Below are 24104 nucleotides of genomic sequence, written 5' to 3' on the forward strand. Positions count from 1 at the left end.
GCTGCACGGCCGCACCCGGCACGGGGCAGGGCGGAGCGAGGCCCTCGTGCGCGCGCCGGTGTACACCGGCCACGGCGTCGGGGCGGCCGCGGTGGGGGGTTGTGGCGCACACTCAACCGCCTTGGTCTGTACCAGTCAAGGGTCCAGACCAATTCGGTGACAACGTTGGCAGGAAGTCGCCCTCAGAGCAGCGAGGTTGACACCGGCCGTCAGTGCAGCGGCTTGCTCAGCACGGCCTTACGGTGGCTGAACGTCTCGATCGAATAGCGCCCGTGGTAGCTGCCCATGCCGCTCTCGCCGACCCCGCCGAAGGGCAGGTCCGAAACCGTGAGGTGGGCGAGCGGCAGACCGAGGCCGAGACCGCCGGAGGACGTCTCGTCGGCCAGCCGGCGCCGGGTGGTGTCCGACTCGGTGAACACGTAGAGCGCCAGCGGTTTGTCCCGGTCGTTGATGAAGCCGATGGCCTCGTCCAGGTCCGCCACCGTGACGATCGGCAGGATCGGGCCGAAGATCTCCTCCCCCATGACGGGCGCCGCGGGGTCGACGTCGGCGAGGACGGTCGGCGCGATGTACTTGGCGGCGCGGTCGCTGTCGCCGCCGGTGACCGTGCGCCCGGAGCCGAGCAGGGCGGCGAGCCGGTCGAAGTGCCGCTCGTTGACGATCCGGCCGTACTCGGCGGAGGTCCGGGGCTCGGCGCCGAAGACCTCCCGCACCGCCCGGACGAACTCCGGCTCCAGGGCGCGGGCGGTCACGGGGTCGGCCAGGACGTAGTCGGGCGCCACGCAGGTCTGCCCGGCGTTGAGGAACTTGCCGCGCACCAGCCGGTCGGCGACGACCGCGAGGTCCGCGTCCCGGTCGACGAAGACCGGGGACTTGCCGCCGAGTTCCAGGACCACGGGGGTGAGGTGCTCGGCGGCGGCCCGCATGACGATGCGGCCGACCGTGCCGTTGCCGGTGTAGAAGATGTGGTCGAAGCGCTGGGCGAGCAGCTCCGTGGTCTCCGGGACGCCGCCCTCGACCACGGCGACCGCGTCGGTGTCGAGGTAGCGCGGCAGCAGCCCGGCGAGCGCGGCGGAGGTGGCGGGCGCCAGCTCGCTGGGCTTGGCCACCACCGCGTTGCCCGCGGCCAGCGCGCCGAGCAGCGGGGTCAGCAGGAGCTGCGCCGGATAGTTCCAGGGCGCGATCACCAGGACGACGCCGAGCGGGTCGTACCGCGTCCAGGCCGTCGCGTCGGCGCCGAGGTGCGCCGGTACGGGCGCGGGCTCGGGGCGCAGCCAGCCGTCCAGCCGCTCCAGTGTGTGATCGATCTCGCGCACGGTGAAGTCGATCTCGGTGCGAAAGGCTTCCTTCTCGCTCTTGCCGAGGTCCGCGCGGAGGGCGGCGGCGAGCTCCGCGCCGTGCGAGGTGAGCAGCTCGCGCAGCCGGTTCAGCTGCTCCTTGCGCCACTCGACGGGCTTGGTGCGGCCGGAGCGGAAGGTGGCGCGCAGCCGGGCGACGGCGTCGGCGGGCTGCTCGGGGGTGGGGTGGTTCACGGTGCCTCGCGGGTCGGGGCGCGGGCGCTGGCCGCGCGCTTCTCGTACGTAACTGATGGTAAGTGGATGCCTAGGGCAACGTTTCATGTCCGGAAGTAATTCCCGGACCGTCTCGCCGGGAGACCGGGCGCAGGTCGGCGGCCGGCCGGTTCGCCGGAGGGAGCCGGGTCCGTCGGCGGCGCTCATGGCGGGAGCGCGGGACCCGGCGGCCGAAGCGACCGGGTGCGGGGATATGACGTGAGAGGGCGTCGGAATTCAGCGGATGAGTACGGGCCGCCGGTGAGAAATGGCGGCGGGTACCCGGAATGGACAGCGGTCGGCGAAAAGCGGATCACGCGCTGCGCCGGGGGAATTCAGCGGCCGCCGCGCGACGGACCGCCGGTGCGGAGGGGCCCTGCCGTCGGGCTCGTCAGGCTTCGCGGCGACAGACGGAGCTGGAGACACGCGCGAGGTCGACGTGGCGTCGCCGCGTGAGGTCCGGTCGCGTCTTCATGCCGCCGATCGTCGCGGCCGTCCGTCCGGGGCGTCAAGGAATACCCTGACGGCCGCTCACCGACGGCTCGGCGCGGGTGCTGCTGATGCCGCGGCGCCGCCGGGTGAACTCGGTGCCGCGCGGGGCACACGCTCCGCACGAGGCGTTCGTGCGCCGGGCCGTCGAGCCCGGGCGGCGTGCTGTCCCCCGGCGGCCGATTCGGTTGTGCGCGGGCGAGGGCGCCTTTCGGACCGAACCGGACCGCAACCGTTCGGTTGGACGGCGGCTGCGGCCGCTTCGGGCACAGCGCGTATCGGCAGGTCACCGCTCCACTACGGTGTGCGTGTCCGGGCGAACGGCGGGGAGCGGCAGGGGAGGCGAGGAGGTCGGCACATGAACGCACACGAAGACCACGAAGACCACCCCGGGACCCTCCCCGTGCAACGGATGCGCCCCGGCGACCACGCCTTCTACCGCTATGAGAGCGGTACGCACGGCCGCGACGTGATGTCCGCCTTCGTCTGGGCGGGGCTGGCCCGTGGCGAGAAGGTGCTCGTCTTCGGCCCGCCCCGGCTGACCTCCGGCCAGGTGTGGTCCGCCTTCGAGGACGCGCCGGGCCCGCTGCTGGCGACGGCGCACCGGTCGGGCGGACTGGCGCTGAGCAGCATGCGCCGGCTCATCGAGCCCCAGCGGGAGTTCACCGCCGACCGGCAGTGGGAGCGGATCGTGGAGGAGACCCGCGCGGCACGGGACGAGGGCTTCACCGGCCTGCGCGCCTACATCGACATGGGCTGGGTGGCCGACCTCGGCGCGGACCTCGACACGATGATGGACCGGGAGCAGCGCGCCGGGCACCTGTTCACGGACGGGTTCTACAGCGAGATCTGCGCCTACGACGAGTCCCGCTTCCCCGAGCCGGTGCTGCGCGCGATGCGTCACGCCCACCCGCGCGATCTGCTCGCGCGGCTCGGGCAGTTGACGTGCCTGCGCACCGGCGGCACGCTGCACGCGGTCGGCGAGGCGGACGCGAGCACCCGCGCCGAGTTCCTCCGGGCGCTGCGCCTGATATGCGACGCCCCCGGGCGGGGGCGGCTGACGCTCGATCTGCGGCGTCTGGAGTTCCTCAGCGTGCGGTGCGCCCGCGACGCCGTGCGGCTGCTCGACACGGCGGGCGCGGGGCGCACCGTACGGATCCGCTGTTCGCAGCGGCACGCCACCCTGCTGGACCGGCTGGGCGCGCGAACGGCCGACATCGAAGTGTCCGGGTGATCGCCTGATGCCTCTCGATATGGGTGACGGTTTCGCGCACTCCGTGCGCGGGATCCTGCTGCGCAGCCGGTTCGGCGGCGGGGACCTGCCGCGGCTGCGGGTGCTGGTGGCCGCTCAGGCGTCCCTGGCCGGGCTCCCGGAGCCGCGGTGCGACGACTTCGTCACCGCGATGGACGCCCTGGCCGCCGAGGCCGTCCGGCACGGCGGCCGGGCGACCCTGACCCTGCTGCGCCGGGCCCGTGAACTGGAGTGCCTGATCACCGGGCCCGGTTCCGGCCGTCCCGGCCGTTCCGGTTCCGGGACGCCCGGCCCGGGGTCCGCCGACGCCGACGGCGAGGGGCTGTGGTTCACCCGCCTCGTCGCCGACCGGCTGACCGTCGTACCGGAGGACGGCGGTACGACGGTCGGCTTCGTGATGCGCCTCGGCTGACGTCCGTCTCCGCACAGGCGGCGGGGCTCAGCCTTCCTCGCGGGCGGGAATCACCACGAGGAAGGCGTCCGACTTGAGGTCCATGACGACGGTGGCGGGCTGACCCTCGGCGCGGCGCCGTGCCGCGTACTCCTCCGCAGGCCACGAACCGCGCGGAGCACCTGCGGGAAATCGCTGCAACACCTTCGCGCCCATACCGGCATGCACCTCCACCAACGACTCCGACTGGAATCTCGTACATTCCGCTTGCCCGCTTCCACCCGGTACATGTCACCGTCCTCGACTCCTTTCGGAGCGGCGGCCGAGCGACCCCGGCCACCACGCCGTCCGGCCGATGTCGCGGACGAGCGCGGGCACCAGCAGGGAGCGCACCACCAGGGTGTCGAGCAGCACGCCGAAGGCGACGATGAAGGCGATCTGCACCAGGAACGCCAGCGGGATGACGCCGAGGGCGGCGAAGGTCGCGGCCAGCACCACGCCCGCCGAGGTGATCACCCCGCCGGTGGTGACCAGACCGCGCAGCACGCCCTGGCGCACCCCGTGGCGCAGCGACTCCTCCCGCACCCGCGACATCAGGAAGATGTTGTAGTCCACGCCGAGCGCCACCAGGAACACGAAGCCGTACAGCGGTACGGAGGCGTCGGTGCCGGTGAAGCCGAAGCCGTGGCGGAAGACGAGCGCCGAAATGCCCAGGGTGGCGAGGAAGTTGAGGGCGACGGTGGCCACCAGCAGCAGGGGTGTCACGAGGGAGCGCAGCAGGCCGGTCAGGATGACCAGGATGATGGCGAGGACCACGGGGACGATGAGCGTGCGGTCGCGTTCGGCGGTGCGCTGGGTGTCGTAACTCTGCGCGGTGTAGCCGCCGACCAGGGCGCGCGCGCCCGGTACGGCGTGCACGGCGGTGCGCAGCCGGGCCACGGTGTCCTTCGCGGCGTCGCTGTCGGCGGCGGCGCGCAGGGTGACGTCGATGCGCACCTTGCCGTCGACGACCCGGGGGGCTCCCCCGCCGGGCCGCCCGGACTCCGTCACCGCGGCGGCCTCGACGACGCCCTCGGTCGCGCGGGCCGCGGCCATGACGCCGGTCGCACGGTCGGCGGCGGCGATGACGACGGCCGGGTTGCCCGAGCCGCCCGGGAAGTGCCGGCTCAGGGTCTGCTGCGCGGCGACCGAGGGCGCGTCGTTCACGAAGGTCTCGTCGAGCGGGACGCCCTTCGCGGTGAGCGTCGGCGCGAAGGCCGCGCAGACCAGGAGGGCGGCGAGGGCGGTGGCCCACACCTTGCGCGGCGCCCGGTCCACGAGGTCCGCGGCCCGCTGCCAGACGCCGGTACGCCCCTCGTCCCCGGCCGGCCGGGGCTTCGCGGGCCAGAACGCCGTACGGCCGAGGAGGACCAGGGCGGCCGGCAGGAAGGTCAGCGCGCTCAGCACGGCGCACACGATGCCGATGGCGCCGACCGGTCCCAGCGCCCGGTTGTTGGTCAGATCGCTGAGCAGGAGGGCGAGCAGGCCGAGTGCGACGGTGCCGGCGCTGGCGGTGATCGCGCCCCAGGACCGGCGCAGCGCGGCCCGTACGGCGGCGAACCGGTCCTCGCGCTCGGCGAGTTCCTCGCGGTAACGGGCGGTCAGCAGCAGGGCGTAGTCGGTGGCTGCGCCGATCACCAGGATGGACAGGATGCCCTGCACCTGGCCGTCGACGCGGACCACGTCGTGGTCGGCGAGGACGTAGACGACGGCGCAGGCCAGGCCCAGGGCGAAGACCGCGCCGGCCATGATGACCAGCGGCAGCAGCACACTGCGGTAGACGAGCAGCAGGATCACCAGCACGGTGACCAGGGCCACCGCGAGCAGGATGCCGTCGATGCCGGCGAAGGCGTCGGAGAGGTCGGCCTGGCTCGCCGCCGGTCCGGCCAATTGCGCTTTTGTGCCGGGCACGCGCTCGGCGGCGGCGCGGATCGCGTCGAGCGCGCCGGGCAGTTCGTCGCCGAGGCCGGGCGCGAGCTGGACGACACCTTCGAGCGCCCTGCCGTCCTTCGAGGCGAGGGCGGGGGACGCCTTGCCGATGACGCCCGGCCGTCCGGCGAGCGAGGTCAGCGCCTTCGTGGCCGCGGCCCGCTGCTTCGCCGTCACCGCCTCGCCGTCGGCGGTCCAGACGACGATCGCGGGCAGCGTCTCGTCCTGCTGGAAGGCGCGCTGCTCGTCGATGACCTTGGTGGACTCGGCGCTGCGCGGCAGGAAGGCGGCCTGGTCGTTGGTGGCGACCTCGCCCAGCTTGCCGGCGTAGGGGCCGAGGGCGCCGCCGATGCCGAGCCAGGCGACGAGCAGGACCACGGGCAGCAGCAGGCGGGCACGGCGCGGGGTGGTGGACATCCTTCTCCCAGGGACGGCGGGGTGTTGCGGTGCGGCTGCCTCGAGTACCCCGAGTAGCTCAATGGAAAAGTATCTCAATCATTGAGTTAAATGACGGCCGGGTGGGCGGGGCGTGTTCAGCGTCCCGGGGAACGGACCGCCGACAGCTCCTGGTTCAGCTCCGTGAGAAAGCGCAGCGCCACCGCCAGCTCCTCGTCGCTGAAACGGGACCGCACACTGTCCGTGGCCTCGGCCAGCGGCCGGAAGTGGGCGCGGGCCGCCGACCGCGCGTCGGGCACGTAGTGGATGTGGACCACTCTGCGGTCGGCGCTCTCCCGGACCCGGCGGATGTGCCCGGCCCGCTCCAGCCGGTCCAGGCAGGCGGTGACGGCGCCGGAGGTGAGCCCGAGGTGCTCGCGCAGCCGGCCAGGGGTGACCGGCTCCGCCGAGTCCAGGACGACGGCCAGCGCCTGGATGTCGGTGGCGTGCAGCCCGTGGTCGCCCGCGAAGCCGTGCACCAGCCGGTTGATCTCCCCGTTCATCCGCCGCAGCTGCACCGCGAAGGCGCCGAGGTCAGGGCCCGCCGCGCGGGCGCGCCCCGGTCCGCCGCCGGGCTGCCGGTCCCCCGCACGGTCGTCACGGTCGTCTCGTCTGGCCACACGGTCAGCCTATAGAAGACCGCGGCCCGCCCCGGCGTTGCGGCGCCGGTCCCCGGACGGAGTACGTCCACGCATCCACCGGGCCGGTCGGCGTGGAAGAGATCGACAGGGGGCCGACCGAGCAGGGACGACCAGGCGACCGACGGAGGACCAATCCATGAGCGGCGACGAGACCGGCCCCGGGCCGACCTGCCTGGTGACCGGCGCCAGCGGCTACATCGGCGGACGCCTGGTGCCGGAACTGCTGGCCGCGGGGTACCGGGTCCGCTGTCTGGCCCGCACCCCCGCAAAACTGCGCGACTACCCGTGGGCCGGCCGGGCCGAGGTCGTGCGCGGCGACGTCACGGACGCCGGCTCGGTCGCCGAGGCGATGCGTGGCGTGGACATCGCGTACTACCTGGTGCACGCGCTCGCCGCGGGCAAGGACTTCGAGGCGACCGACCGCAGGGCCGCCCGGATCTTCGGCGAGCAGGCCCGCGCCGCCGGGGTCCGGCGCATCGTCTACCTCGGCGGCCTCACCCCCGAGGGCGTGCCCGAAGGCGAGCTGTCCCCGCATCTGAGGTCCCGCGCCGAGGTCGGCCGCATCCTGCTCGGCTCGGGGGTGCCGACCACGGTGCTGCGCGCCGCGGTCATCATCGGCTCGGGCTCGGCCTCCTTCGAGATGCTGCGGTACCTCACCGAACGCCTGCCCGTCATGGTCACCCCGAACTGGGTGCACACCCGGATCCAGCCGATCGGCGTCCGGGACGTGCTGCGCACGCTCGTCGGCAGCGCCCGGATGCCGGCCGACGTCAGCCGGGCCTTCGACCTCGGCGGTCCCGACGTGCTGACCTACCGCGAGATGATGTGCCGGTACGCGCGGATCGCCCATCTGCCGCGCCGCCTGATCGTGCCGGTGCCGATGCTCACCCCGCGGCTGTCCAGCCACTGGGTCGGCCTCGTCACCCCGGTGCCCAGCGCCCTCGCCCGCCCGCTCACCGAGTCGCTGCGCTACGAGGTCGTCTGCCACGACCACGACATCGCACGGTACGTGCCGTACCCGCCGGGGCACCCCATCGGCTTCGACGAGGCGGTGGCGCTGGCCCTGGAACGCGTCCGGGACGCCCAGGTGACCACCCGGTGGTCCTCGGCCTCCGTGCCCGGCGCGCCCAGCGATCCGCTGCCCACCGACCCCGACTGGGCGGGCGGCAGCATGTACACCGACCGGCGCGAGATGAGCGTCGACACCTCACGCGCCGCGCTGTGGCGGGTCATCGAGGGCATCGGCGGCGACAACGGCTGGTACTCCTTCCCGCTGGCCTGGGCCGTACGGGGGTGGCTGGACCGGCTGGTGGGCGGGGTGGGGCTGCGCCGCGGCCGGCGCGACGCGGCGCGGCTGCGGGTCGGTGACTCGCTCGACTTCTGGCGCGTCGAGGAGATCGAGCCGGGACATCTGCTGCGGCTGCGCGCCGAGATGCGGCTGCCGGGCCTGGCCTGGCTGGAGATGTACGCCGAGGACGACGGCGCCGGCGGCACCCGGTACCGGCAGCGGGCGCTGTTCCACCCGCACGGCCTGCTGGGCCACGCGTACTGGTGGAGCGTGTCCCCGTTCCACGCGGTGGTGTTCGGCGGCATGGCCCGCAACATCACGAAGGCGGCGCTCAAGGAGGCGTCCACGCATCCGGGCCCACCGGCCCGCGCCCGCTGACCCGGTCGCCCCGCGCCTGCCGGTCCCGTCGGCCCGCGCCACATCCGCAACGGCACCCGCATCCGTCCGGTCCGCCCGGTCCGAAACGGGTTCGCCACCTCGCCCCCACCGCCCCGCACGAAAGTCGCCCCATGACTGTCTCGGTCGTTCTGTTCACCTCCGATCTGCGGCTGCACGATCATCCGCCGTTGCGGGCGGCGCTCGACGGTGCCGGGGAGGTCGTACCGCTCTTCGTCCGTGACACCGCCATCGACAAGGCCGGTTTCGCCGTGCCGAACCGGCTCGCGTTCCTCGCCGACTGCCTCGGTGATCTCGACGCGGGTCTGCGCGAGCGCGGCGGCCGGCTCGTCGTGCGCTCGGGCGACGTCGTAGAGCAGGTGTGCCGGGTGGTCGCCGAGGCGGAGGCCGACGAGGTGCACATGGCGGCCGGGGTCAGCCGCTACGCCCACCACCGGGAGGAACGGCTGCGCCAGGCCCTGGAGGCGGAGGGCTGCCGCCTGCACGTCCACGACACCGTGATCACCGTGATCGCGCCCGGCACCTTCACCCCGGCGTCCAACGACCACTTCGCGGTCTTCACCCCGTACTTCCGGCACTGGTCGGGGCAGCGTCTGCGCGAGGTGCTGGGCGCGCCCCGGAAGGTGCGGGTGCCCGACGGCGTGCGCTCGGAGCGCGTCCCGTCGCGCGGCAAGGTGAAGAAGGTGGCGCAGGGGCTGCCGGAGGGCGGCGAGACGGAGGCCCGCAAACGGCTCACCGACTGGCTGCGCAAGGGCATCGGGGACTACGAGGACCGCCACGACGACCTGGCGGGCGACGCCACCTCACGGCTCTCCCCGTATCTGCACTTCGGCACGGTGTCCCCGACGGAGGCCGTCCACCGGGCCCGCCGGGCGGGCGGCGCCGGCGGCGAGGCGTTCGTCAGACAGCTCGCCTGGCGCGACTTCCACCACCAGGTGCTGGCCGCGCGCCCCGCCTCCTCGGCCGCCGACTACCGCACCCGGCACGACCGCTGGCGCTCCGAGAAGTCCGCGCGCGAGGACGTGGCCGCCTGGAAGGCGGGCCGCACCGGCTACCCCCTGGTCGACGCGGCGATGCGCCAGCTCCTGCACGAGGGCTGGATGCACAACCGCGGCCGCCTCCTCGTCGCCAGCTTCCTGACCAAGACCCTGTACGTGGACTGGCGGGTCGGCGCCCGGCACTTCCTGGACCACCTCGTGGACGGCGACCTGGCGAACAACCAGATGAACTGGCAGTGGGCGGCGGGCACCGGCACGGACACCCGGCCCAACCGGGTACTGAACCCGGTCGTCCAGGCCAAGCGGTACGACCCGGACGGCACGTACGTACGGCGCTGGGTGCCCGAACTCGCCGGGGTCGAGGGCTCCGCGGTGCACGAACCCTGGAAACTCCCGGACGACGAACGCGAGAACCTCGACTACCCCGACCGGGTGGTGGACCTTTCCGAGGCCCTGGACCGCTTCAAGCGGGCACGGGGCCGGGACTGAGACGCTCTCAGCGGCCCAGGTCCCGCAGGACCTCACGGGCCGCGCGCGCTCCCGAGGCCAGCGCGCCCTGCACGGAGCCGGTCGCCCGGTGGTCGCCGCACACGTACCGCCCCGGCGCGACCCTGGTCCGGCGGCTGAGCGGCTGCGGGGGCGCCATCGCGGGCAGCGCGTCCGGCACGGTACGGACGGCCAGCGTCTGCCAGCCCGCCGTGTCCGTGCCGTAGACGTCCGCGAGCGCCGCGCGCACGGCCGCCTCCCGGCCGTCGGTGTCGCCGCCGAGGACCGAGGTGCCGACCAGCGCCGCCCCCGCGGGCGCGTAACCCGGCACCACCTCGCTGAGCACGCAGGTGTTGAGGAAGCGGCGGCGGACGTCGGTGAGCAGCGTGGGCTCGCCGAGCGGCGGTCGCGCAGCCGCGTGGTAGTACGTCGTCACGGTCCGGTACGGCGGCACCTCCAGCTTGGGCAGCAGTCCCGCCGCCGGGCCGGGGCCGGTGGCCACCACCACGGCGCGCGCGGCCGCTTCACCGCCGCCGGTCAGCTCCACGCCGTCGTCGGTCAGCCGCTCCACCGGCGTCTCCAGGCGGACCACCCCCGACGGCAGCGCGCCGGCGAGCTGCCGGGGCACCGCGCCGATGCCGTCGGCGGGCAGACAGAGCGTGCCGCGCAGCATGCTGCGCCAGACGAGGTGGAAGAAGCGGCTGGAGGTCTCCAGTTCGTCCTCCAGGAAGATCCCGGAGAGGAAGGGGCGGAAGAACCGCTCCACGAAGTCCTCGGAGAAACCGGCCGCCGCCAGCGCCGTCCGGGTGGTGCGGTCCTGGGACCGCTTCAGCCACCGCACCGGCGCCAGCATGTCGCGGGACGACAGCACGCCCAGGGCCAGCAGGTCGCGGGTGCCGGCCAGCCGCCCGGGGAGCAGGTCTCCCGAGGCACGCGGGGTGCGCGTGGGGTCGCTGAAGCGGAGCGTGCCGCGGTCCTCGGTGTGCACGAGGACGCCCGGGGTGAAGGGCCGCAGCCGCAGGTCGCGCAGCGACAGCCGCTGCCTGGCCTGCGGATACGAGGTGTTGAACACCTGGAAGCCCCGGTCGAGGACGAAACCGTCGACCCGGTCCGAGCGCATCCGCCCGCCCACCGCGTCGGACGCCTCCAGGACCCGGACGGTGCGCCCGGCGGCGATCAGGTCACGGGCGCAGGCGAGTCCGGCGAGACCCGCCCCGACCACCAGCACGTCCGGTGCGTCGCGGGTATCGGCCATGGCAACCACCTCTCGGGTCGTGGGGCGTCCGGCCGGGCGCCCCGGTCGGCCGCCGTCCGCTCGCGCGTGCGCGGCGCGCCCCGCTCTCCCGCTGCCCCGATTCGCCGGATGCATGAACGGCACCGGCGGTCGCGGGCCGCGGCAGCGGGGCTCCGGCCCGTCAGACGGCGCCCGTTTCCTCCGTATCGTACTTTTTCGCCAGTGCGGTGAGCGCGTCGCGGAGGCCGGCCGGGCGCATCATCCCCTGCGTCCGGTGTCCGGCCCAGCCGGGTCCGCCGAGGACTACGGCGGGCTGCCGGCGCGCGCCCTTCACGCCCCAGCGCGAGGCGCCGATGTGCCGGGCGAGCGACAGGCTCGCCGTGGAGCGTGCCTGCGACCAGATGACGACGGCCGCGGGTCCCAGCCGCCGCACCGCCTCGACGAGCGCCTCGGCGGGTACGGCGGCGCCCAGCATCCGCGTGGGCAGCCCGGCCTCGGTGAGCGCGGCGTTCAGTGCCTCGATGGGCAGGCAGTGCTGCTCACCTGGGACGCACGCCAGGAGTACGGGGCCCGGTCCGGTGGCGGCGGCGCCGGGGACGGCGGGAACCGGGGTCGCGCGGCGCAGCACGGTGGAGATGTACCAGGACAGCAGGTGCTCCACCTCGACGTAACGGTCCCCGGACGACTCCCACTTGCGGCCTATCGCGTGCAGCGTCGGCACCATCACGTCCTCCCAGACGGTGACCAGGCCGTGCTGCGCCATCAGCTCGTTGAGCTGGCCCTCGACGGCGGGCGCGTCGAGGCGCACGGCGGCGCGCGCGAGTCCGCGGCACTCCAGCCGGGCGTTGCCGAGGGGCAGGGCGCCGGCCGCACGGGAGCGTCTGGGGCGGGGGGCCGCCTTGCGGGGCGCGCGGGCCGGGCCGGGTCCCGGCGGGAGGGAACCCTGCACCTTCTTGGCGGTACGGGCCGCCTCGGCGGGCGGCACACCGGCCGAGGTCAGCCGGCACATCTCCTCGAGCATCGCCACGTCCTGCGGCGTCCAGCGGCGGTGCCGGCCGTCGGCACGGACCGCGGGCCCGATCCCGTACCGCCGGTCCCAGGTGCGCAACGTGGTGGGCGACACCCCCAGAAGCCGGGCCAGTGCCCCTGTGGTGACGCCGGTGTCAGAGATCTGCGCCGTGTCTTCGACCCGCTGCGCGGGCACTCCGGTTTCACCCATGCGCGGACTATACGACGCACAAACGGTGCGAGTTGCCCACCTCTGGGCGCCGTTCACACGATGGGGTCACCCGGGTGCCACTCCCGCGTGCCCGGGCGACAGGCGTTGTCCGAACCGGGGCGTTCTCCGTCCCGCCGTGAGGAGCCGTGGCCATGATCGTAAGCACGTTCACCGACAGGTTCCCGGGGCGGGACGGCCCGGCCCAGAGCCTGACCCGTACCGGCCGGACCGGCGGTGAGCTGCGGATACGACCGGACACGCACGGCGGGCCACCCGCGAGGACGACGCCGCGGGCCACGCGGGGCCCACAGCAGCCGCCCCTGTGGGCCCCCGTGGAGGAGACGCTCGCCGACGAGGAACTGGCCCGGGGCTTCGTGGCCGGTGACGAGGCGTGCCTGTCCGCCGCCTACCACCGCTGGGGAGCCCTGGTGCACACCCTGGCCTGGCGCTCACTGGGCGACTCCAGGGAGGCCGAGGACGTGACGCAGCAGGTGTTCCTCGCCGCCTGGCGGGGGCGTACGGGCTACCGGCCCGAGCGCGGCGCCATCGCCGGCTGGCTCGTCGGCATCACCCGCCGCAAGGTCGCCGACGCCCTCTCGGCACGGACCCGGCGGACCGACCTGGTGGCCGCGGCGGGCTCCGTGCTGGCGCTCGCCGACCCCGCGCAGACCCAGCCCGAAGCGGCGCTCGACCGCGTCCTCGTCCAGCACGAGCTGGCCAAACTCCCGGCCCCGCAGCAGCGGGTGCTGCGGCTGGCGTTCTACGAGGACCTGACGCAGACCCAGATCGCGCAGCGCACCGGGTGGCCGCTGGGCACGGTCAAGAGCCACGCCCGGCGCGGACTCCACCAACTGCGCCGCTGCCTCCGGTCCGCGGTGCACGGCTGAGCGGTACCGCCGTGCGGCGGCCCGGCCACGCGTGCATCCGGCGGCGCCCTTACCGGCGAAGGGAGGGCGAGGGAGGAGCACATGACCGATCGGCCGGGGGCCCCGCGTGTCCCGCCGGGAGCGGAGGAACACGCCTCACCCGGTGACCTCGCCGCGCTCGCGCTCGACGGCGCCCGCAGCCCCCGGACGGCCGGCCTCGAACTCCACCTCTCCCGCTGCGCACTGTGCCGCACCGTCCTCGCCGAACTCCGCCGCGCCGTCACCGCGGGCCGCGACGCCTCCCCCGCCGACACCCTGCTCACCCCGCCGTCCCGCGTGTGGGACGCGATCAGCACGGAGATGCGAGGCGGAAGGGAGGGGGGACCGGACGAGTCAACAGCGCTGGAGCGGGAGACAGTTGAGCCGGCACCAGCCCCGCCTGCCCCGCCCGCGCCGCCTACGCCGCCTGCCCCGCCTGCGCTGCCCGCGCCGCCCGCGCCGCCCGCAGCGCCCGCAGCGCCCGTTCCAGGAGATCACGTCGAGCCGCTCCCGTCCTCCGGCGGGCCCCCTTCCCACGCGCCGGTTCTCGGCCGTCTTCTGCTCCGTACCGCCGCCGTCGCGGTCGGGATCCTCATCTGGTGGCGCGTCCTCGGACGGCCGGGCGGCGGCGTCCGAGGTGACGGGGGTGCAGGGGGCGGAGGGGGCGGCGCGTGCCGGGCGGGCGCCGGACGCCTGCCACCGCTCGCCCTCCGCGCGCCGGGCGCGCCGGGCGCCGTCGCCGCGCTCTCCGTGCTCCTCGCCGTCCTCGCGCGCCTGTCGCGCCTGTCGCGACGTCGTGCATCCGAATGAGCGGCCGCCGCGGAAACGATGGATGCAAGGCGCGCGGACACAGGTCGCCCGTGTCCGTCCGGGGGCCGGGACCCCGCTTCCGGACGGACAGGCACCGCCTGCTCGTTCCGCCGTCGCCGGCCCGGGGACCCGGACCCCGCTCCCGGGCCGGCGAGGCGGACGCCCGGCCGGCCGCCGGGGTGGCCGCGGTCAGTGGCCCGGGACCAGCCACGGCTGCTGCGGCAGCGGACTGCCGGTCTCCAGCAGGGACTTGAGGTTCGAGAGCACCGCTGCCCAGCCGGACGCCGCCTCGCGTACCGCGGCCTCGTCGGCCAGGTCCTCGTGGGTCACGGTCAGCCGGACGATGTCGGCGTGCGGCTCGATGTCGAAGGTGACCCGCGAGTGCGCGTCCGCCCGCTCCGCCTCCCCGGGCGCGGCCCAGGTGGTGACGAGGCGGGTCGGCCGCTCGCTCACCACGACGGTGCCGACCACGTCGGCGACGCCGGAACCGTCCGTACGGCGGTGCTCCCAGCGGGATCCGGGGCGCCAGTCGGAGACGTTGCTGTGGCCCCAGTACGCGGCGGTCAGGTCCGCGTCGGTGAGGGCGTCCCAGACCCGCCCGGGTGTACTGGCGATGTAGATGACGTACACGAAGCTCGGTTCGGCGGTCATGGCGGATTCCTCGGCTCGTCGTCTGAGGGCGCTCAGCGCGCGCAGCCGCGGGCGCTCGAACTTGTCGATCCACCGCTCCTGGATCTCCTGGAGCGGAACGGGATTGAGGTAGTGCAGCTTCTCCCGCCCCCGCCGCACCGTGCTGACCAGGTTGGCGGCCTCCAGCACCCCGAGGTGCTGGGTCACCGACTGGCGTGCCATGTCCATGTGCTCGCACAGCTCGCCCAGCGACTGCCCGTTGTCCTCGTGCAGCAGGTCGAGCAGCCGTCTGCGCGTCCGGTCGCCCAGCGCCTTGAACACCTGGTCCACGGCCGGGTCTTTCTCCGATCCCACACTTCACGTTATGCAGGCGATTGCCTGCATGTCAATCGAGGCTGCGGTACGGCGGCCCGCCCGTGGACCGGAGCCGCGGTACGGCGACCCGCCCGTGATTCGGTCAGCAGTTCCTCGACGGCATCGAACCGGCGGAGCGGCCGTATCACGAGGGCGATCCGGTCACGGAGCCGCGCTCGGCGATGCGGTGCGCGCACTCCTTTGGCCTCGGCCTCGGCCGGTGGGTCGACCTCGCCTCCACCACACCCCCGACCTCGGCCTCGACAGGCGGGCGGACGTCCCCCGGCCCCGGCCGGACTGCTCGCGCGCGGGACGGGAACACGCCCAGTGCGGGGGTCCTGACCAAGAGGGGCGAAGAGGAGGGGCGGAGATGGAGATTTCCGGCATCATCAGCGCCATCGTGATCGGCATCATCATCGGCGTACTGGGCAGGCTCGTCGTCCCCGGTCGCCAGCGCATCGGCATCCTGTGGACGATCGTGGTCGGTATCGTCGCCGCGCTGATCGGTGCGGCCATCGCCTCGGCGTTCGGAGTGGCCGACACCGACGGCGTCGACTGGATCGAGTGGCTCATCCAGATCGGTCTCGCGGCGGTCGGCGTCGCCGCGCTGGACCGGGCGAAGGCCCGCGCCTGACCGGCACCCCGGCAGACCCGACGCGTCGTCCGCACCAGCGCGTCCGGCAAGGGCGGCCGTTCCCGACCCCGGGAGCGGCCGCCCACCGCTGACCGTCAGCGACCGTCGCCACGCGCGCGGCCGTGGCCTCGGCTGCGGCTCCGGCTCCAGCTCCGGCTCCGGCTCCGGCTCCGGCTCACACGGTGGGCTCGTACACGTACGGCGTCGTCGTGGTCAGTGGCTCGAAACCGAGGCGGGCCAGGATCGGGCGGCTCATGTCGGAGGCGTCGACCTGGAGGTAGGGGTAGCCGCGCTCGGCGGCGATGCGGGCGCGGTGGGCGACCAGGGCACGGTAGATGCCGCGGCCGCGCCAGCCCTCCACCGTGCCGCCGCCCCACAGCCCGGCGAACCTGGTGCCGGGCAGCAGCTCCATACGGGCCGCGCTCACCGGTTCCGTACCGGCGAGCGCCACCACGGCGACCACGTCGCCCGCGGTGCCCGCGTCGCCGGAAAGGCCGGCCAGCAGGTCGTGACGGAGCCGGGTGCTGTCGGTGCCGAAGGCCCGTTCGTGGACGTCGGCGACGAGGTCGACGCCCGCCGGGTCGGTGACCGGCACGATGCGTACGCCGTCGGGCCGCGCCGCGTCGAGTGCGGGGTCGGTCAGGCCGCCGGGTCCGCCGGTCCCGGCCGGCTCGGCGACCATCACCGTCTCCTCCGGTTCGGCCGTGAACCCGGCCGCCAGGAGCCGCCGCCCGAGGTCGGCGGGGCCGTCGTGCCCGTACAGCTTCCACTCGAAGGAACGGCCGAGGCCGGTGAAGTACCGCGTCTGTTCGGCGATCGCCGCGTCGGCGCCGGCCGCGTCGAGGGACGACCAGAGGACACCGTTCCAGCCCTGTTCGGTGCCGATCCTGCGCACCACCGGGCCGACCCGCTCCACCCGGACGCCGGGCCCGTCGGGCCGCGCCCCCTCGCGCATGTCCTGGTCGAACAGCCGCAGCACCTTCGCATGATCCATCCGGCGACTTCAGCATCCGCCCCGGGGCCCCGCAATCGAATTTCGGGCGCGGGAGCACCGCCTCCGCCCCCCCGGGGACACCTCGCCCGCGCTCCCGGTTGACCCGAATGGCGTTCCCGGGCTCTTCCAACGGGCGGTCGTCGGCGGTCGCGCGGGCGCGTCGGCGCGCACGCTGGAATCAGTATCCGACCGCCACGGAACGGAAGAAGACGTCAAGCCCATGACCATCCGCCTGCTGCTCGCCGACGACCGGACCCTGCTCCGGGCCGCCTTCCGCATCCTGATCGACTCCTGCGCCGACATGGTCGTGGTCGCCGAGGCCACCGACGGCAGGGAAGCGGTCGAGCTCGCGCGCGCCCACCGCCCGGATGTCGTGCTCATGAACATCCGGCTGCCCGGCACGGACGGTCTGACCGCCACCACGACCGTCTGCGCCGACCCGGAGCTGACCGGCACCCGCGTCCTGATCCTCGCCACCGCCGAGATCGACCAGTACGTGGCCCAGGCGCTGCGCGCCGGGGCCAGCGGCTTTCTGGGCCGGCACGCCGACGCCGACACGCTGCTCGGCGCGGTCCGCACCGTGGCGTCCGGCGAGGCCCTGCTCTCCCCGCTCGCGACCCGCGCCGTCATCAGCCGCTATCTCGTCACGCCGGTGGCCGCCCCGCTGTCTCCGCCAAAGACCCTGGCCGCGCTCACCGCCCGTGAACGCGAGGTGATGACGCTGGCCGCCGAGGGCCACTCCAACACGCAGATCGCCGACCGCCTCGACGTCAGCCCGATGTCCGTACGGACCGACGTGGGCCGGGCGATGACCAAGCTCAACGCCCGCGACCGGGCCCAACTGGTCGTCGTGGCCTGCCAGTTGGGGCTGGCCGGGCCGGTCCGCCCGGCCGTGCTCCGGGCGCCCTGACCCCCTTCGAAGGGCGGGACCACCGCGGTCGGGGGAACGGCGTCAGGGGGCCGGGACGAGGGGCGGTTCGCCCCAGTCGGCGGTCAGCGCGTGGCGCAGACCGGCCGCGCGCGGCCCGCCGATGCGCTCGGCGAGGACGGACTCTATGACCGCGACGGCGGCCTGGGCCCGCTCGTGGACGCGCTGCCCCTCGTCGGTGGTGCGGATCAAGCGCCTGCGGGCGGAGGCCGGATCGGGCACCTGCCGCAGCAGCCCCATCCCGATCAGGCCGTGCACCGCCTGATGGACCGTCTGGCGGGTGACGCCGATGCGCCGGGCCAGCTCCGAGACCGTCGTGCCCTCGGCGTCGAGCATCGCGAACACGGACGCCTGCGCCGTGCTGACCGGCTGCTCCCCCGCCGCCTCCATGCTCGCCATGAGCGCCTCGTCGAACCAGCGCCTGGCCTCGGCGAGCAGTTGGGGCAGGTTGGCCGCGCGATGGCTCATGGCTCCTCGGAGGGTCGACGACGTACAGGGAAATTATCCACTCGCCGCCCACCGCCCACCACAACGCATCAGCTCGTGCAGCGGGCCACGAAGTCGAGTGTCGTCGTGAAGCAGTGCTCGACGGCGTCGTCCGAGAGGCCCACCCACAGGTGGTCGCCGCCCTCCACCCGGTGCAGTTCGGCCTCCGCCCCGGCCTCGCGCAGGGCCGTGACGAGCCGTTCGCTCTGTACGCAGGGGACGATCACGTCGTCGGTGCCGTGCAGGACCAGGAACGGGGGCGCGCCGGCCGTGACCCGGCCGACCGGGCTGGCGGCGCGGGCGCGCTCCGGTGCGTCGGCGAGGGCCGCGCCGATCAGCCGGGCCTCGAAGGTGCCCGGGTCGGCGGGGTCGTACCGGCCCTCGGGGTAGTCCGCGGCGAGGGCGGTGAGGTCGGCGGGCGCGTACCAGACGGCGCAGCCGCGGACCGTCGCCGAGCCGCGGCGCTCGCCCGCGGTCAGCGCGGCGAGTGCGGCGAGGTGACCGCCCGCGGACTCGCCCCACACGACGGTGCGGCCGGTGTCGAGGCCGAGCTCGGCGGACCTGGTGTGCAGCCAGCCGAGGGCCGCCGAGACGTCGTCGAGCTGCGCGGGGTGGGTGGCCTCGCCGGTCAGCCGGTAGTCGGGGCAGGCGACGGCACAGCCGGCCCGGACCAGCCGGGCGAACGGACCCGGCGACCAGGTGCGGAACCGCGGCCCGAGGTCGTCCCGCAGGCCCATGCGCCAGCCGCCGCCGTGCACGAAGACGACCACCGGCACCGGTCCCGGCACCCGCTCCGGCAGCCACAGGTCGAGTTCCAGGGGCCGGATCCCCTCGGGCACGGAGTAGACGGCGCCGCGCAGCAGCCGTACGCCGGGCTCCGGGGACGCGGCGGGCGGCAGCGGCAGCCGGGCCGGGTCCGGCGGCGCGAGCAGGGCCGGCGGGAAGGACGGAGGCGGTGCGGCCATGGTGGTCTCCGGTTCGTGAGGGGGCCGGTCGGCGACAGGCCCCAGGGAGGTCAGCGGGCGAGGCGGGGCAGGAGCTTGTGCGCGTTGGCCGTGGTCAGCTCCCGCCAGGTGGTGCCCCCGGCGGGGGCGGGCGCGGTGTCGAGGGACGCGGCGTGCGCCTCCGCGGCGGCGGCCGGGGTCCAGCAGTAGTCGCTGCCGTAGAGCAGCCGCTCCGGTTCGACGAGGTTCAGCAGGGCGGGGACCTGGCGCGGGAAGGCGGGTCCTGCGAGGTCGTAGTGGAGCCGGCGGAGCTGGGCGACGGCGTCCGGCGCCTGCCCGGCCGGCATGAACAGCTTCATGAAACCGTTGACGCGGTCCGCCAGGACGGGCAGTGCCCCGCCGCAGTGCGGCACGATCACCTCGAGGTTCGGGCAGCGCTCCAGGGTTTTGGCGAAGAGGAGGTCGGTGACGCTGCGCGCGGTGTCGAAGATGAACTCGACCATCGGGCGCGGCCGGCCGAGCGCGGACCGCTCCCAGCACACCGGCGAGGTGGGGTGCAGGAAGACCACCGCGCCGCGGCGGTCCAGCTCGGCGAAGACGGGTTCGAGGCGCTGGTCGCCGAGGTAGACGCCGTCGGTGTTGGTCTCCAGGACGACGCCGTCGGCCCCGAGCGTGTCGAAGGCGTACTCGATCTCGGCGAGCGCGCCGTCGACGTCGGGCACGGGCAGCGAGGCGAACAGCCCGAAGCGGCCGGGGTGGTCCCGCACGATGGCGGCGCCGTCCTCGTTGACCTCACGGGCCAGGGCACGGGCGGCCGCCGGGTCGCCGAAGTGGACGCCCGGGGAGGACACGGAGAGCATGGCCGTGCCGATGCCGCTGCGGTCCATCAGGTCGAGGTGCTCGCGCGCCGACCAGGAGGGCCAGCCGGGCATCCCGTCGGGCAGCTCGTGCCCGGCCGCCCGCGCCCGGCGCACGTACGAGTCGGTGACGAAGTGGGCGTGGACGTCGACGAGTGCGGTCGCGTCAGCCGGTGTGCTCGCCGGTGTGCTCATGGGGAGGTTCCTTGTCCGCGCCCGTCCCCCCGGTCTCCTCCGAGGGGCGGGCACTTGTCCGTGGGTGAGGGGGTGGGGAAGGCGGAAGCCGGGTCCGCCGGGGTCGCGTGCCGGGTCCGGCGGCGGGCCTGCCACCGGGCGCGGGCCAGCGCGGCGGTGCGCTCCCCGACGACGATGCCGGCCAGTCCGGTGAGCCCCAGCAGGGGCGGTGCGGGCGAGGTGATGTCCAGTGCCCAGTAGACGGCGCCCATCATCAGGCCCGCGCCGAAGGACAGGACGGCGGCGCGCCCGAAACCCCCGGCCCGCCGGAGTCCTCCGACCCGGCCGGAACCCCCGGCACGCCCGGAATCCCCGGCCCGCCGGAGACCTCCGACCCGGCCGGAACCTTCGGCGGGCCGCGGGACGCCCCGCTCCGGATCCCCGGCGGCCGCGCTCACAGCGCCTCCAGGACGGCCTGGCCGAGCAGCATGCCCAGCAGTCCGAACAGGGCGACCGGCGGCGGCGCGGGCGACTTCACCCGCACCGCCACGTACAGCACGCCCACCACGACGCCGACGGCCAGCGCCTTGACGTACGGCACGGGGTCAGCCTCCGGTGCGCCACTGGTGGCCGGGCAGGAAGGTCACGTCGTTCTGCCGCGGGACGGTGGCGAACTTCTGCCCGTCGGGCACGAACGGCCGGGCCGGCAGGGTGAGCTCGTCGGTCGGGGTACCGAGGCGCTCGAAGAACCGCTCGAAGGTACCGCCCGGACCCGCGGCGACGCCGACGATCTGCGAGTGGTGCCGCTCCATCCGGTAGGCGTGCGGGCAGTTCTTCGGTACGAAGCCGAAGTCGCCCGGGGTGAGCAGCTTCTCGTACTGCTCGCCCTCCAGGTCCTCCACGAAGAGCCGGACGGCGCCGTGGGTGATGAAGAAGACCTCGTAGGTGTCCGGGTGCGAGTGGGCCGGGATGATGTCGCCCTTGGGGCCCTCGGCGGTGAAGAAGTTGAACAGGTTCTCCGTCTGCTCACCGCCCGCGTAGATGGTGAAGAGGTCGCCGAAGAGGTGGGCGCGGTCGCCCATGCCCTTCTCGATGAAGTAGGGCTTGCCCGGCTCCGGCGGAATGTGCGAGCGGGTCCTGTACGGGGTGGCGTACTCGATGGTCATGCGAAGTCTCCGGTTTCCCACGAATGCAATGTCAGGTTACCTGACATAGATGCTGCCACACGGCCGCACGGACGGCCAGCCCCCTGCCGGTACCGGATCCCGGAGCACCCCGGCCCCCGGCGCCCGCACACCGGCTGATCACGGCGCCCCGGAGCTCGTACCGGCTGATCACGGACCCCGGCGCGGGAGCCGGCCCGACCCGCGCGATAGCTTCGCCCTGACACGGCCGGACCCGGCCGTGCGACACCCGAGTCCGTGGGGAGAGGCATGCGCGAGGACGCGATCGTCCAGGTGGCGCCCGGAGTTCACCTGGTGCACGGCAGCAACACCAACTGGATCGTCCTGTCCGAGGGTGACGCCGCCACACTGATCGACACCGGCTACCCCGGGGACCGCGAGCACGTGCTGGCGTCGCTGAAGTCGCTCGGGCACGCGCCCGAGGCGGTGACCGCCGTCCTCATCACCCACGCGCACTCCGACCACCTCGGCTCCGCCGAGTACCTGAGCGCCACCCACGGCACCCCCGTGTACCTGCACGAGGCCGAAGTGCCGCACGCCCGGCGTGAGTTCCTGCACCAGGTCTCGGTGGGCCAGGTGGTCCGCCAGGCGTGGCGGCCCGGAGTGGTGCCCTGGATCACGCACGCCGTGCGGTCGGGCGGCCTCACGGACGTACGGATGACCCGGCCGCAGCCGTTCCCCGGCGAGGGCGCGCTCGATCTGCCCGGCCGCCCCGTGCCCGTGCACACGCCGGGTCACACCGAGGGGCACACCGCCTACCACCTGCCGGAGGCGGGCATCCTGATCTCCGGGGACTCGCTGGTCAGCGGCCATCCCACGTCCCGGGTGCGCGGTCCGCAGATGCTGCCGAAGATGTTCGACCACGACCGCGAGCGGAACCGCGCGGCGCTCGGCCGCCTGGAGATCCTGGACGCCGACGTCCTGCTCCCGGGACACGGTCCTGTGCACCGCGGCCCGGTGCGGGCCGCGGTGGAACGCGCCCGCGAGATCGGCTAGCCGCCGGTACCGGCGGCGTCCGGCTGCACCGCGGCGAGGTACGAGCGCAGCCGGTCGCGGTTGCGGGCGAGGCAGTCGATACGGGACTGGATCCGGTCGATGTGGCCGCGCAGCAGCGCCGCCGTCTCCGGCGTCAGGCACTCGGGAGGCAGATGGATGGCGTCGGGTCCGGACAGGAACGGCAGGATGGCCCGGATCATCTCGGTGGTCAGACCGGAGTCCAGCAGCCCGCGGATCTGCTGCACGGCGGCGACGGCCGGTTCGCCGTACGAGCGGTAGCCGTTCTCCGCCCGCTCGGAGTGCAGCAGGTCCTGCTCCTCGTAGTAGCGCAGCAGCCTGGTGGGGACGCCGGTGCGGCGCGAGAGTTCACCGATCTTCATCGCTTCCCGTTCCCCGTCACCCGTCAGCCCTTCCCCGTTACCCGCCCGCCGGGCCTGTCTCCGCAGAGCGCGCCGCGGCCTCGCGGATCACGCCCTCCCGCACACCGATCAGCTTGCTTTAACACTGATGTGAACGTTCCAGCATGGTCGCATGTCCGTCGCTCCCACGGTCGGCCGCACCCCTCGTGCTGCCGCCGCACTGCCGCTGTCGGGGCTGCTCGCCCTGTCCACCGCCGCGTTCACCGCCGTACTGACCGAGCTGCTGCCCGCCGGTCTCCTCCCCCCGATGGCCTCCGGCCTCGGGGTCTCCGAGAGCCGGGTGGGGTACCTGGTGACCGGGTACGCGGTGGCCTCCACGCTGGCCGCCGTGCCCGTCACCACGGCGCTGCGCGCGCTGCCCCGGCGTGCGGTGCTGCTCGCCGCGCTCGCGGGTTTCGCCTGCTGCAACGCCGTGACGGCGCTGTCGTCCTCCTATCCGCTCAGCTTCGCCGCCCGGCTCGCCGCCGGTGTCATGGGCGGCACCCTGTGGGCGCTGCTCGTCGGGCACGCCGCCCGGATGGTGCCCGCCGCGCGGCGCGGCCGGGCCATCGCGATCGTGCTGGCGGGGATCACCTGCGCGCTGTCCCTGGGCGTACCGGCGGGCACCGCGCTGGCCGGCGCGTTCGGCTGGCGCGCGGCCTTCGCCGTACCGGCCGTGCTCGCCGTGGTGGTGGCGGCGTGGATACGGTGGCGGGTGCCGGAGTTCCCCGGCGGGGCGCCGGGCGCCCGGGTGCCGCTGCGCCGCGTCGCCACCCGGCCCGGCATCGCCACCGTCCTCTCCGTGACGCTGCTGCTGCTCCTCGGGCACCAGGTGATGTACACGTACGCCGCGCCGTTCGCCGAGCACACCGGGTTCGGCCGTACCGGACTGGTGCTGATGGTGTTCGGGGTGTCGACGGTCGTGGGGATCTGGGTCACCGGCGTGCTGGTGGACGCGCAGCTGCGGCGCACGCTGCTGGCCGCGCTGGTCCTGATCGTCTCCGCGCTGCTCGCCCTGGGCGTCGCGGGCGGCTCTCCGGTGACGCTGCTCGTCCCGGTGGCGGCGTGGGGCGCGGCGTTCGGCGGGGCGCCGACGCTCATCCAGACCGCGCTGGTCGACGTCTCGGGTCCGGCGGACGCGGACGTGGCCACCTCGCTCCAGACCACCGTCTACAACGCGGGTATCGCCGCCGGGTCCTTCGCCGGGGGCCTGGTCCTGGAGGGTGCGGGCGCCGCCGCCCTGCCGTGGACGGCGCTCCCGCTGGTCGCCGCGGCGGCGGCCGTCGTCGCCGTGGGACGCCGGCGGGCATTCCCCGGTCGGCGCCCGGCCGCCGACCGGACCGCGTAGCGGAAGGCGCGTTCGGCGGCACGTGCGGGCCCGGGTCTGCCAGGATCGCCGGTGACTGCGAAGACCGTAACCGGGCAGGCGTCGCAGAATCAGCCGCCCACTAGGCCATGGAGAC

At 74.3% G+C, this 24104-nt stretch carries 26 protein-coding genes; 10 read left to right on the forward strand and 16 right to left on the reverse strand.

All coding sequences use genetic code 11. The annotated features are described in order from the left end of the window. Positions 1-209: 209 nt before the first annotated feature. The gene (locus ACFV6E_RS27660) at positions 210-1532 is read right to left on the reverse strand and encodes an aldehyde dehydrogenase family protein (RefSeq protein ID WP_385465257.1); all 1323 of its coding nucleotides are present in this window, start codon (positions 1530-1532) and stop codon (positions 210-212) included. 409 nt (positions 1533-1941) lie between these two features. Then, entirely contained in the window at positions 1942-2025 is an 84-nt protein-coding gene (locus ACFV6E_RS27665; protein WP_385166871.1) for a putative leader peptide, read from the reverse strand. A gap of 372 nt (positions 2026-2397) precedes the next feature. Between ACFV6E_RS27665 and ACFV6E_RS27670 the strand changes: the two genes are divergently transcribed. After that, the gene (locus ACFV6E_RS27670; protein WP_385465259.1) at positions 2398-3273 is read left to right on the forward strand and encodes an MEDS domain-containing protein; all 876 of its coding nucleotides are present in this window, start codon (positions 2398-2400) and stop codon (positions 3271-3273) included. Between the two features lie 7 nt (positions 3274-3280). Next, complete coding sequence (locus tag ACFV6E_RS27675) at positions 3281-3703, forward strand: ATP-binding protein (protein WP_385465262.1); 423 nt, start codon at positions 3281-3283, stop codon at positions 3701-3703. 27 nt (positions 3704-3730) lie between these two features. Here the strand turns inward: ACFV6E_RS27675 and ACFV6E_RS27680 are convergent, their stop codons facing one another. The 3 genes from ACFV6E_RS27680 to ACFV6E_RS27690 form a co-directional block, all read right to left on the reverse strand. Next, entirely contained in the window at positions 3731-3898 is a 168-nt protein-coding gene (locus tag ACFV6E_RS27680; protein ID WP_385166825.1) for a hypothetical protein, read from the reverse strand. Between the two features lie 75 nt (positions 3899-3973). Beyond that, entirely contained in the window at positions 3974-6067 is a 2094-nt protein-coding gene (locus tag ACFV6E_RS27685; RefSeq protein WP_385465265.1) for an MMPL family transporter, read from the reverse strand. Positions 6068-6183: 116 nt separating this feature from the next. Then, on the reverse strand, positions 6184-6705 hold the full coding sequence (locus ACFV6E_RS27690; RefSeq protein ID WP_385166829.1) for a MarR family winged helix-turn-helix transcriptional regulator: 522 nt from the start codon (positions 6703-6705) through the stop codon (positions 6184-6186). 157 nt (positions 6706-6862) lie between these two features. Between ACFV6E_RS27690 and ACFV6E_RS27695 the strand changes: the two genes are divergently transcribed. Both ACFV6E_RS27695 and ACFV6E_RS27700 read left to right on the forward strand, forming a co-directional pair. Continuing rightward, entirely contained in the window at positions 6863-8392 is a 1530-nt protein-coding gene (locus tag ACFV6E_RS27695) for an SDR family oxidoreductase (protein ID WP_385166831.1), read from the forward strand. 131 nt (positions 8393-8523) lie between these two features. After that, positions 8524-9897: a cryptochrome/photolyase family protein gene (locus tag ACFV6E_RS27700; protein WP_385166833.1), complete on the forward strand. Its 1374-nt coding sequence runs from the start codon at positions 8524-8526 to the stop codon at positions 9895-9897. A 7-nt stretch (positions 9898-9904) separates the two neighbouring features. On the opposite strand, the gene ACFV6E_RS27705 is transcribed toward ACFV6E_RS27700, so the two are convergent. After that, positions 9905-11149 carry an NAD(P)/FAD-dependent oxidoreductase gene (locus ACFV6E_RS27705; RefSeq protein ID WP_385166834.1) on the reverse strand — a complete coding sequence of 415 codons (1245 nt, stop codon included), beginning with the start codon at positions 11147-11149 and terminating at the stop codon, positions 9905-9907. A gap of 160 nt (positions 11150-11309) precedes the next feature. Then, positions 11310-12347 carry a MerR family transcriptional regulator gene (locus ACFV6E_RS27710; protein WP_385166836.1) on the reverse strand — a complete coding sequence of 346 codons (1038 nt, stop codon included), beginning with the start codon at positions 12345-12347 and terminating at the stop codon, positions 11310-11312. A 152-nt stretch (positions 12348-12499) separates the two neighbouring features. Between ACFV6E_RS27710 and ACFV6E_RS27715 the strand changes: the two genes are divergently transcribed. Then, on the forward strand, positions 12500-13234 hold the full coding sequence (locus tag ACFV6E_RS27715) for a sigma-70 family RNA polymerase sigma factor (protein WP_385166838.1): 735 nt from the start codon (positions 12500-12502) through the stop codon (positions 13232-13234). Positions 13235-13315: 81 nt separating this feature from the next. Continuing rightward, positions 13316-14062: a hypothetical protein gene (locus ACFV6E_RS27720; RefSeq protein WP_385465268.1), complete on the forward strand. Its 747-nt coding sequence runs from the start codon at positions 13316-13318 to the stop codon at positions 14060-14062. Positions 14063-14251: 189 nt separating this feature from the next. Here the strand turns inward: ACFV6E_RS27720 and ACFV6E_RS27725 are convergent, their stop codons facing one another. Further along, positions 14252-15022, reverse strand: a complete 771-nt coding sequence (locus ACFV6E_RS27725; protein WP_385166873.1) for an ArsR/SmtB family transcription factor — start codon at positions 15020-15022, stop codon at positions 14252-14254. A gap of 394 nt (positions 15023-15416) precedes the next feature. Between ACFV6E_RS27725 and ACFV6E_RS27730 the strand changes: the two genes are divergently transcribed. Next, positions 15417-15680, forward strand: a complete 264-nt coding sequence (locus ACFV6E_RS27730; RefSeq protein WP_385166842.1) for a GlsB/YeaQ/YmgE family stress response membrane protein — start codon at positions 15417-15419, stop codon at positions 15678-15680. Between the two features lie 175 nt (positions 15681-15855). Here ACFV6E_RS27730 and ACFV6E_RS27735 read toward each other — a convergent pair whose 3' ends face one another. Continuing rightward, a complete protein-coding gene (locus ACFV6E_RS27735) occupies positions 15856-16674 on the reverse strand; it encodes a GNAT family N-acetyltransferase (RefSeq protein ID WP_385465271.1) in 819 nt (272 codons plus the stop codon). Between the two features lie 220 nt (positions 16675-16894). Here ACFV6E_RS27735 and ACFV6E_RS27740 point away from each other — a divergent pair, with 220 nt between their 5' ends. After that, a complete protein-coding gene (locus ACFV6E_RS27740) occupies positions 16895-17584 on the forward strand; it encodes a response regulator (protein WP_385166846.1) in 690 nt (229 codons plus the stop codon). Positions 17585-17626: 42 nt separating this feature from the next. Here ACFV6E_RS27740 and ACFV6E_RS27745 read toward each other — a convergent pair whose 3' ends face one another. The 6 genes from ACFV6E_RS27745 to ACFV6E_RS27770 form a co-directional block, all read right to left on the reverse strand. Next, the gene (locus ACFV6E_RS27745; RefSeq protein ID WP_385166848.1) at positions 17627-18070 is read right to left on the reverse strand and encodes a MarR family winged helix-turn-helix transcriptional regulator; all 444 of its coding nucleotides are present in this window, start codon (positions 18068-18070) and stop codon (positions 17627-17629) included. 68 nt (positions 18071-18138) lie between these two features. Further along, the gene (locus ACFV6E_RS27750) at positions 18139-19053 is read right to left on the reverse strand and encodes an alpha/beta hydrolase fold domain-containing protein (protein ID WP_385166850.1); all 915 of its coding nucleotides are present in this window, start codon (positions 19051-19053) and stop codon (positions 18139-18141) included. A gap of 50 nt (positions 19054-19103) precedes the next feature. Then, positions 19104-20084 (reverse strand): amidohydrolase family protein, encoded by a 981-nt coding sequence (locus ACFV6E_RS27755; RefSeq protein ID WP_385166852.1) that lies wholly within the window; start codon positions 20082-20084, stop codon positions 19104-19106. Then, positions 20081-20521: a DUF1427 family protein gene (locus tag ACFV6E_RS27760; protein ID WP_385166854.1), complete on the reverse strand. Its 441-nt coding sequence runs from the start codon at positions 20519-20521 to the stop codon at positions 20081-20083. Before ACFV6E_RS27760 ends, ACFV6E_RS27755 begins: the two co-directional genes overlap by 4 nt. Then, on the reverse strand, positions 20518-20664 hold the full coding sequence (locus tag ACFV6E_RS27765; RefSeq protein ID WP_385166856.1) for a DUF1427 family protein: 147 nt from the start codon (positions 20662-20664) through the stop codon (positions 20518-20520). The genes ACFV6E_RS27760 and ACFV6E_RS27765 overlap by 4 nt, the downstream gene beginning before the upstream one ends. 4 nt (positions 20665-20668) lie before the next feature. Next, a complete protein-coding gene (locus tag ACFV6E_RS27770) occupies positions 20669-21229 on the reverse strand; it encodes a quercetin 2,3-dioxygenase (protein ID WP_385166858.1) in 561 nt (186 codons plus the stop codon). Positions 21230-21496: 267 nt separating this feature from the next. Between ACFV6E_RS27770 and ACFV6E_RS27775 the strand changes: the two genes are divergently transcribed. Then, positions 21497-22243, forward strand: coding sequence for an MBL fold metallo-hydrolase (locus ACFV6E_RS27775; RefSeq protein ID WP_385166860.1), 747 nt, complete (start codon positions 21497-21499; stop codon positions 22241-22243). On the opposite strand, the gene ACFV6E_RS27780 is transcribed toward ACFV6E_RS27775, so the two are convergent. Continuing rightward, entirely contained in the window at positions 22240-22623 is a 384-nt protein-coding gene (locus tag ACFV6E_RS27780) for a MerR family transcriptional regulator (RefSeq protein WP_385166861.1), read from the reverse strand. The genes ACFV6E_RS27775 and ACFV6E_RS27780 overlap by 4 nt on opposite strands. Positions 22624-22774: 151 nt before the next feature. On the opposite strand from ACFV6E_RS27780, the gene ACFV6E_RS27785 reads away from it, so the two are divergent. Beyond that, on the forward strand, positions 22775-23989 hold the full coding sequence (locus ACFV6E_RS27785) for an MFS transporter (RefSeq protein ID WP_385465273.1): 1215 nt from the start codon (positions 22775-22777) through the stop codon (positions 23987-23989). Positions 23990-24104: the final 115 nt, after the last annotated feature.

This window comes from Streptomyces sp. NPDC059785 (assembly GCF_042732375.1).
GTDB lineage: Bacteria > Actinomycetota > Actinomycetes > Streptomycetales > Streptomycetaceae > Streptomyces.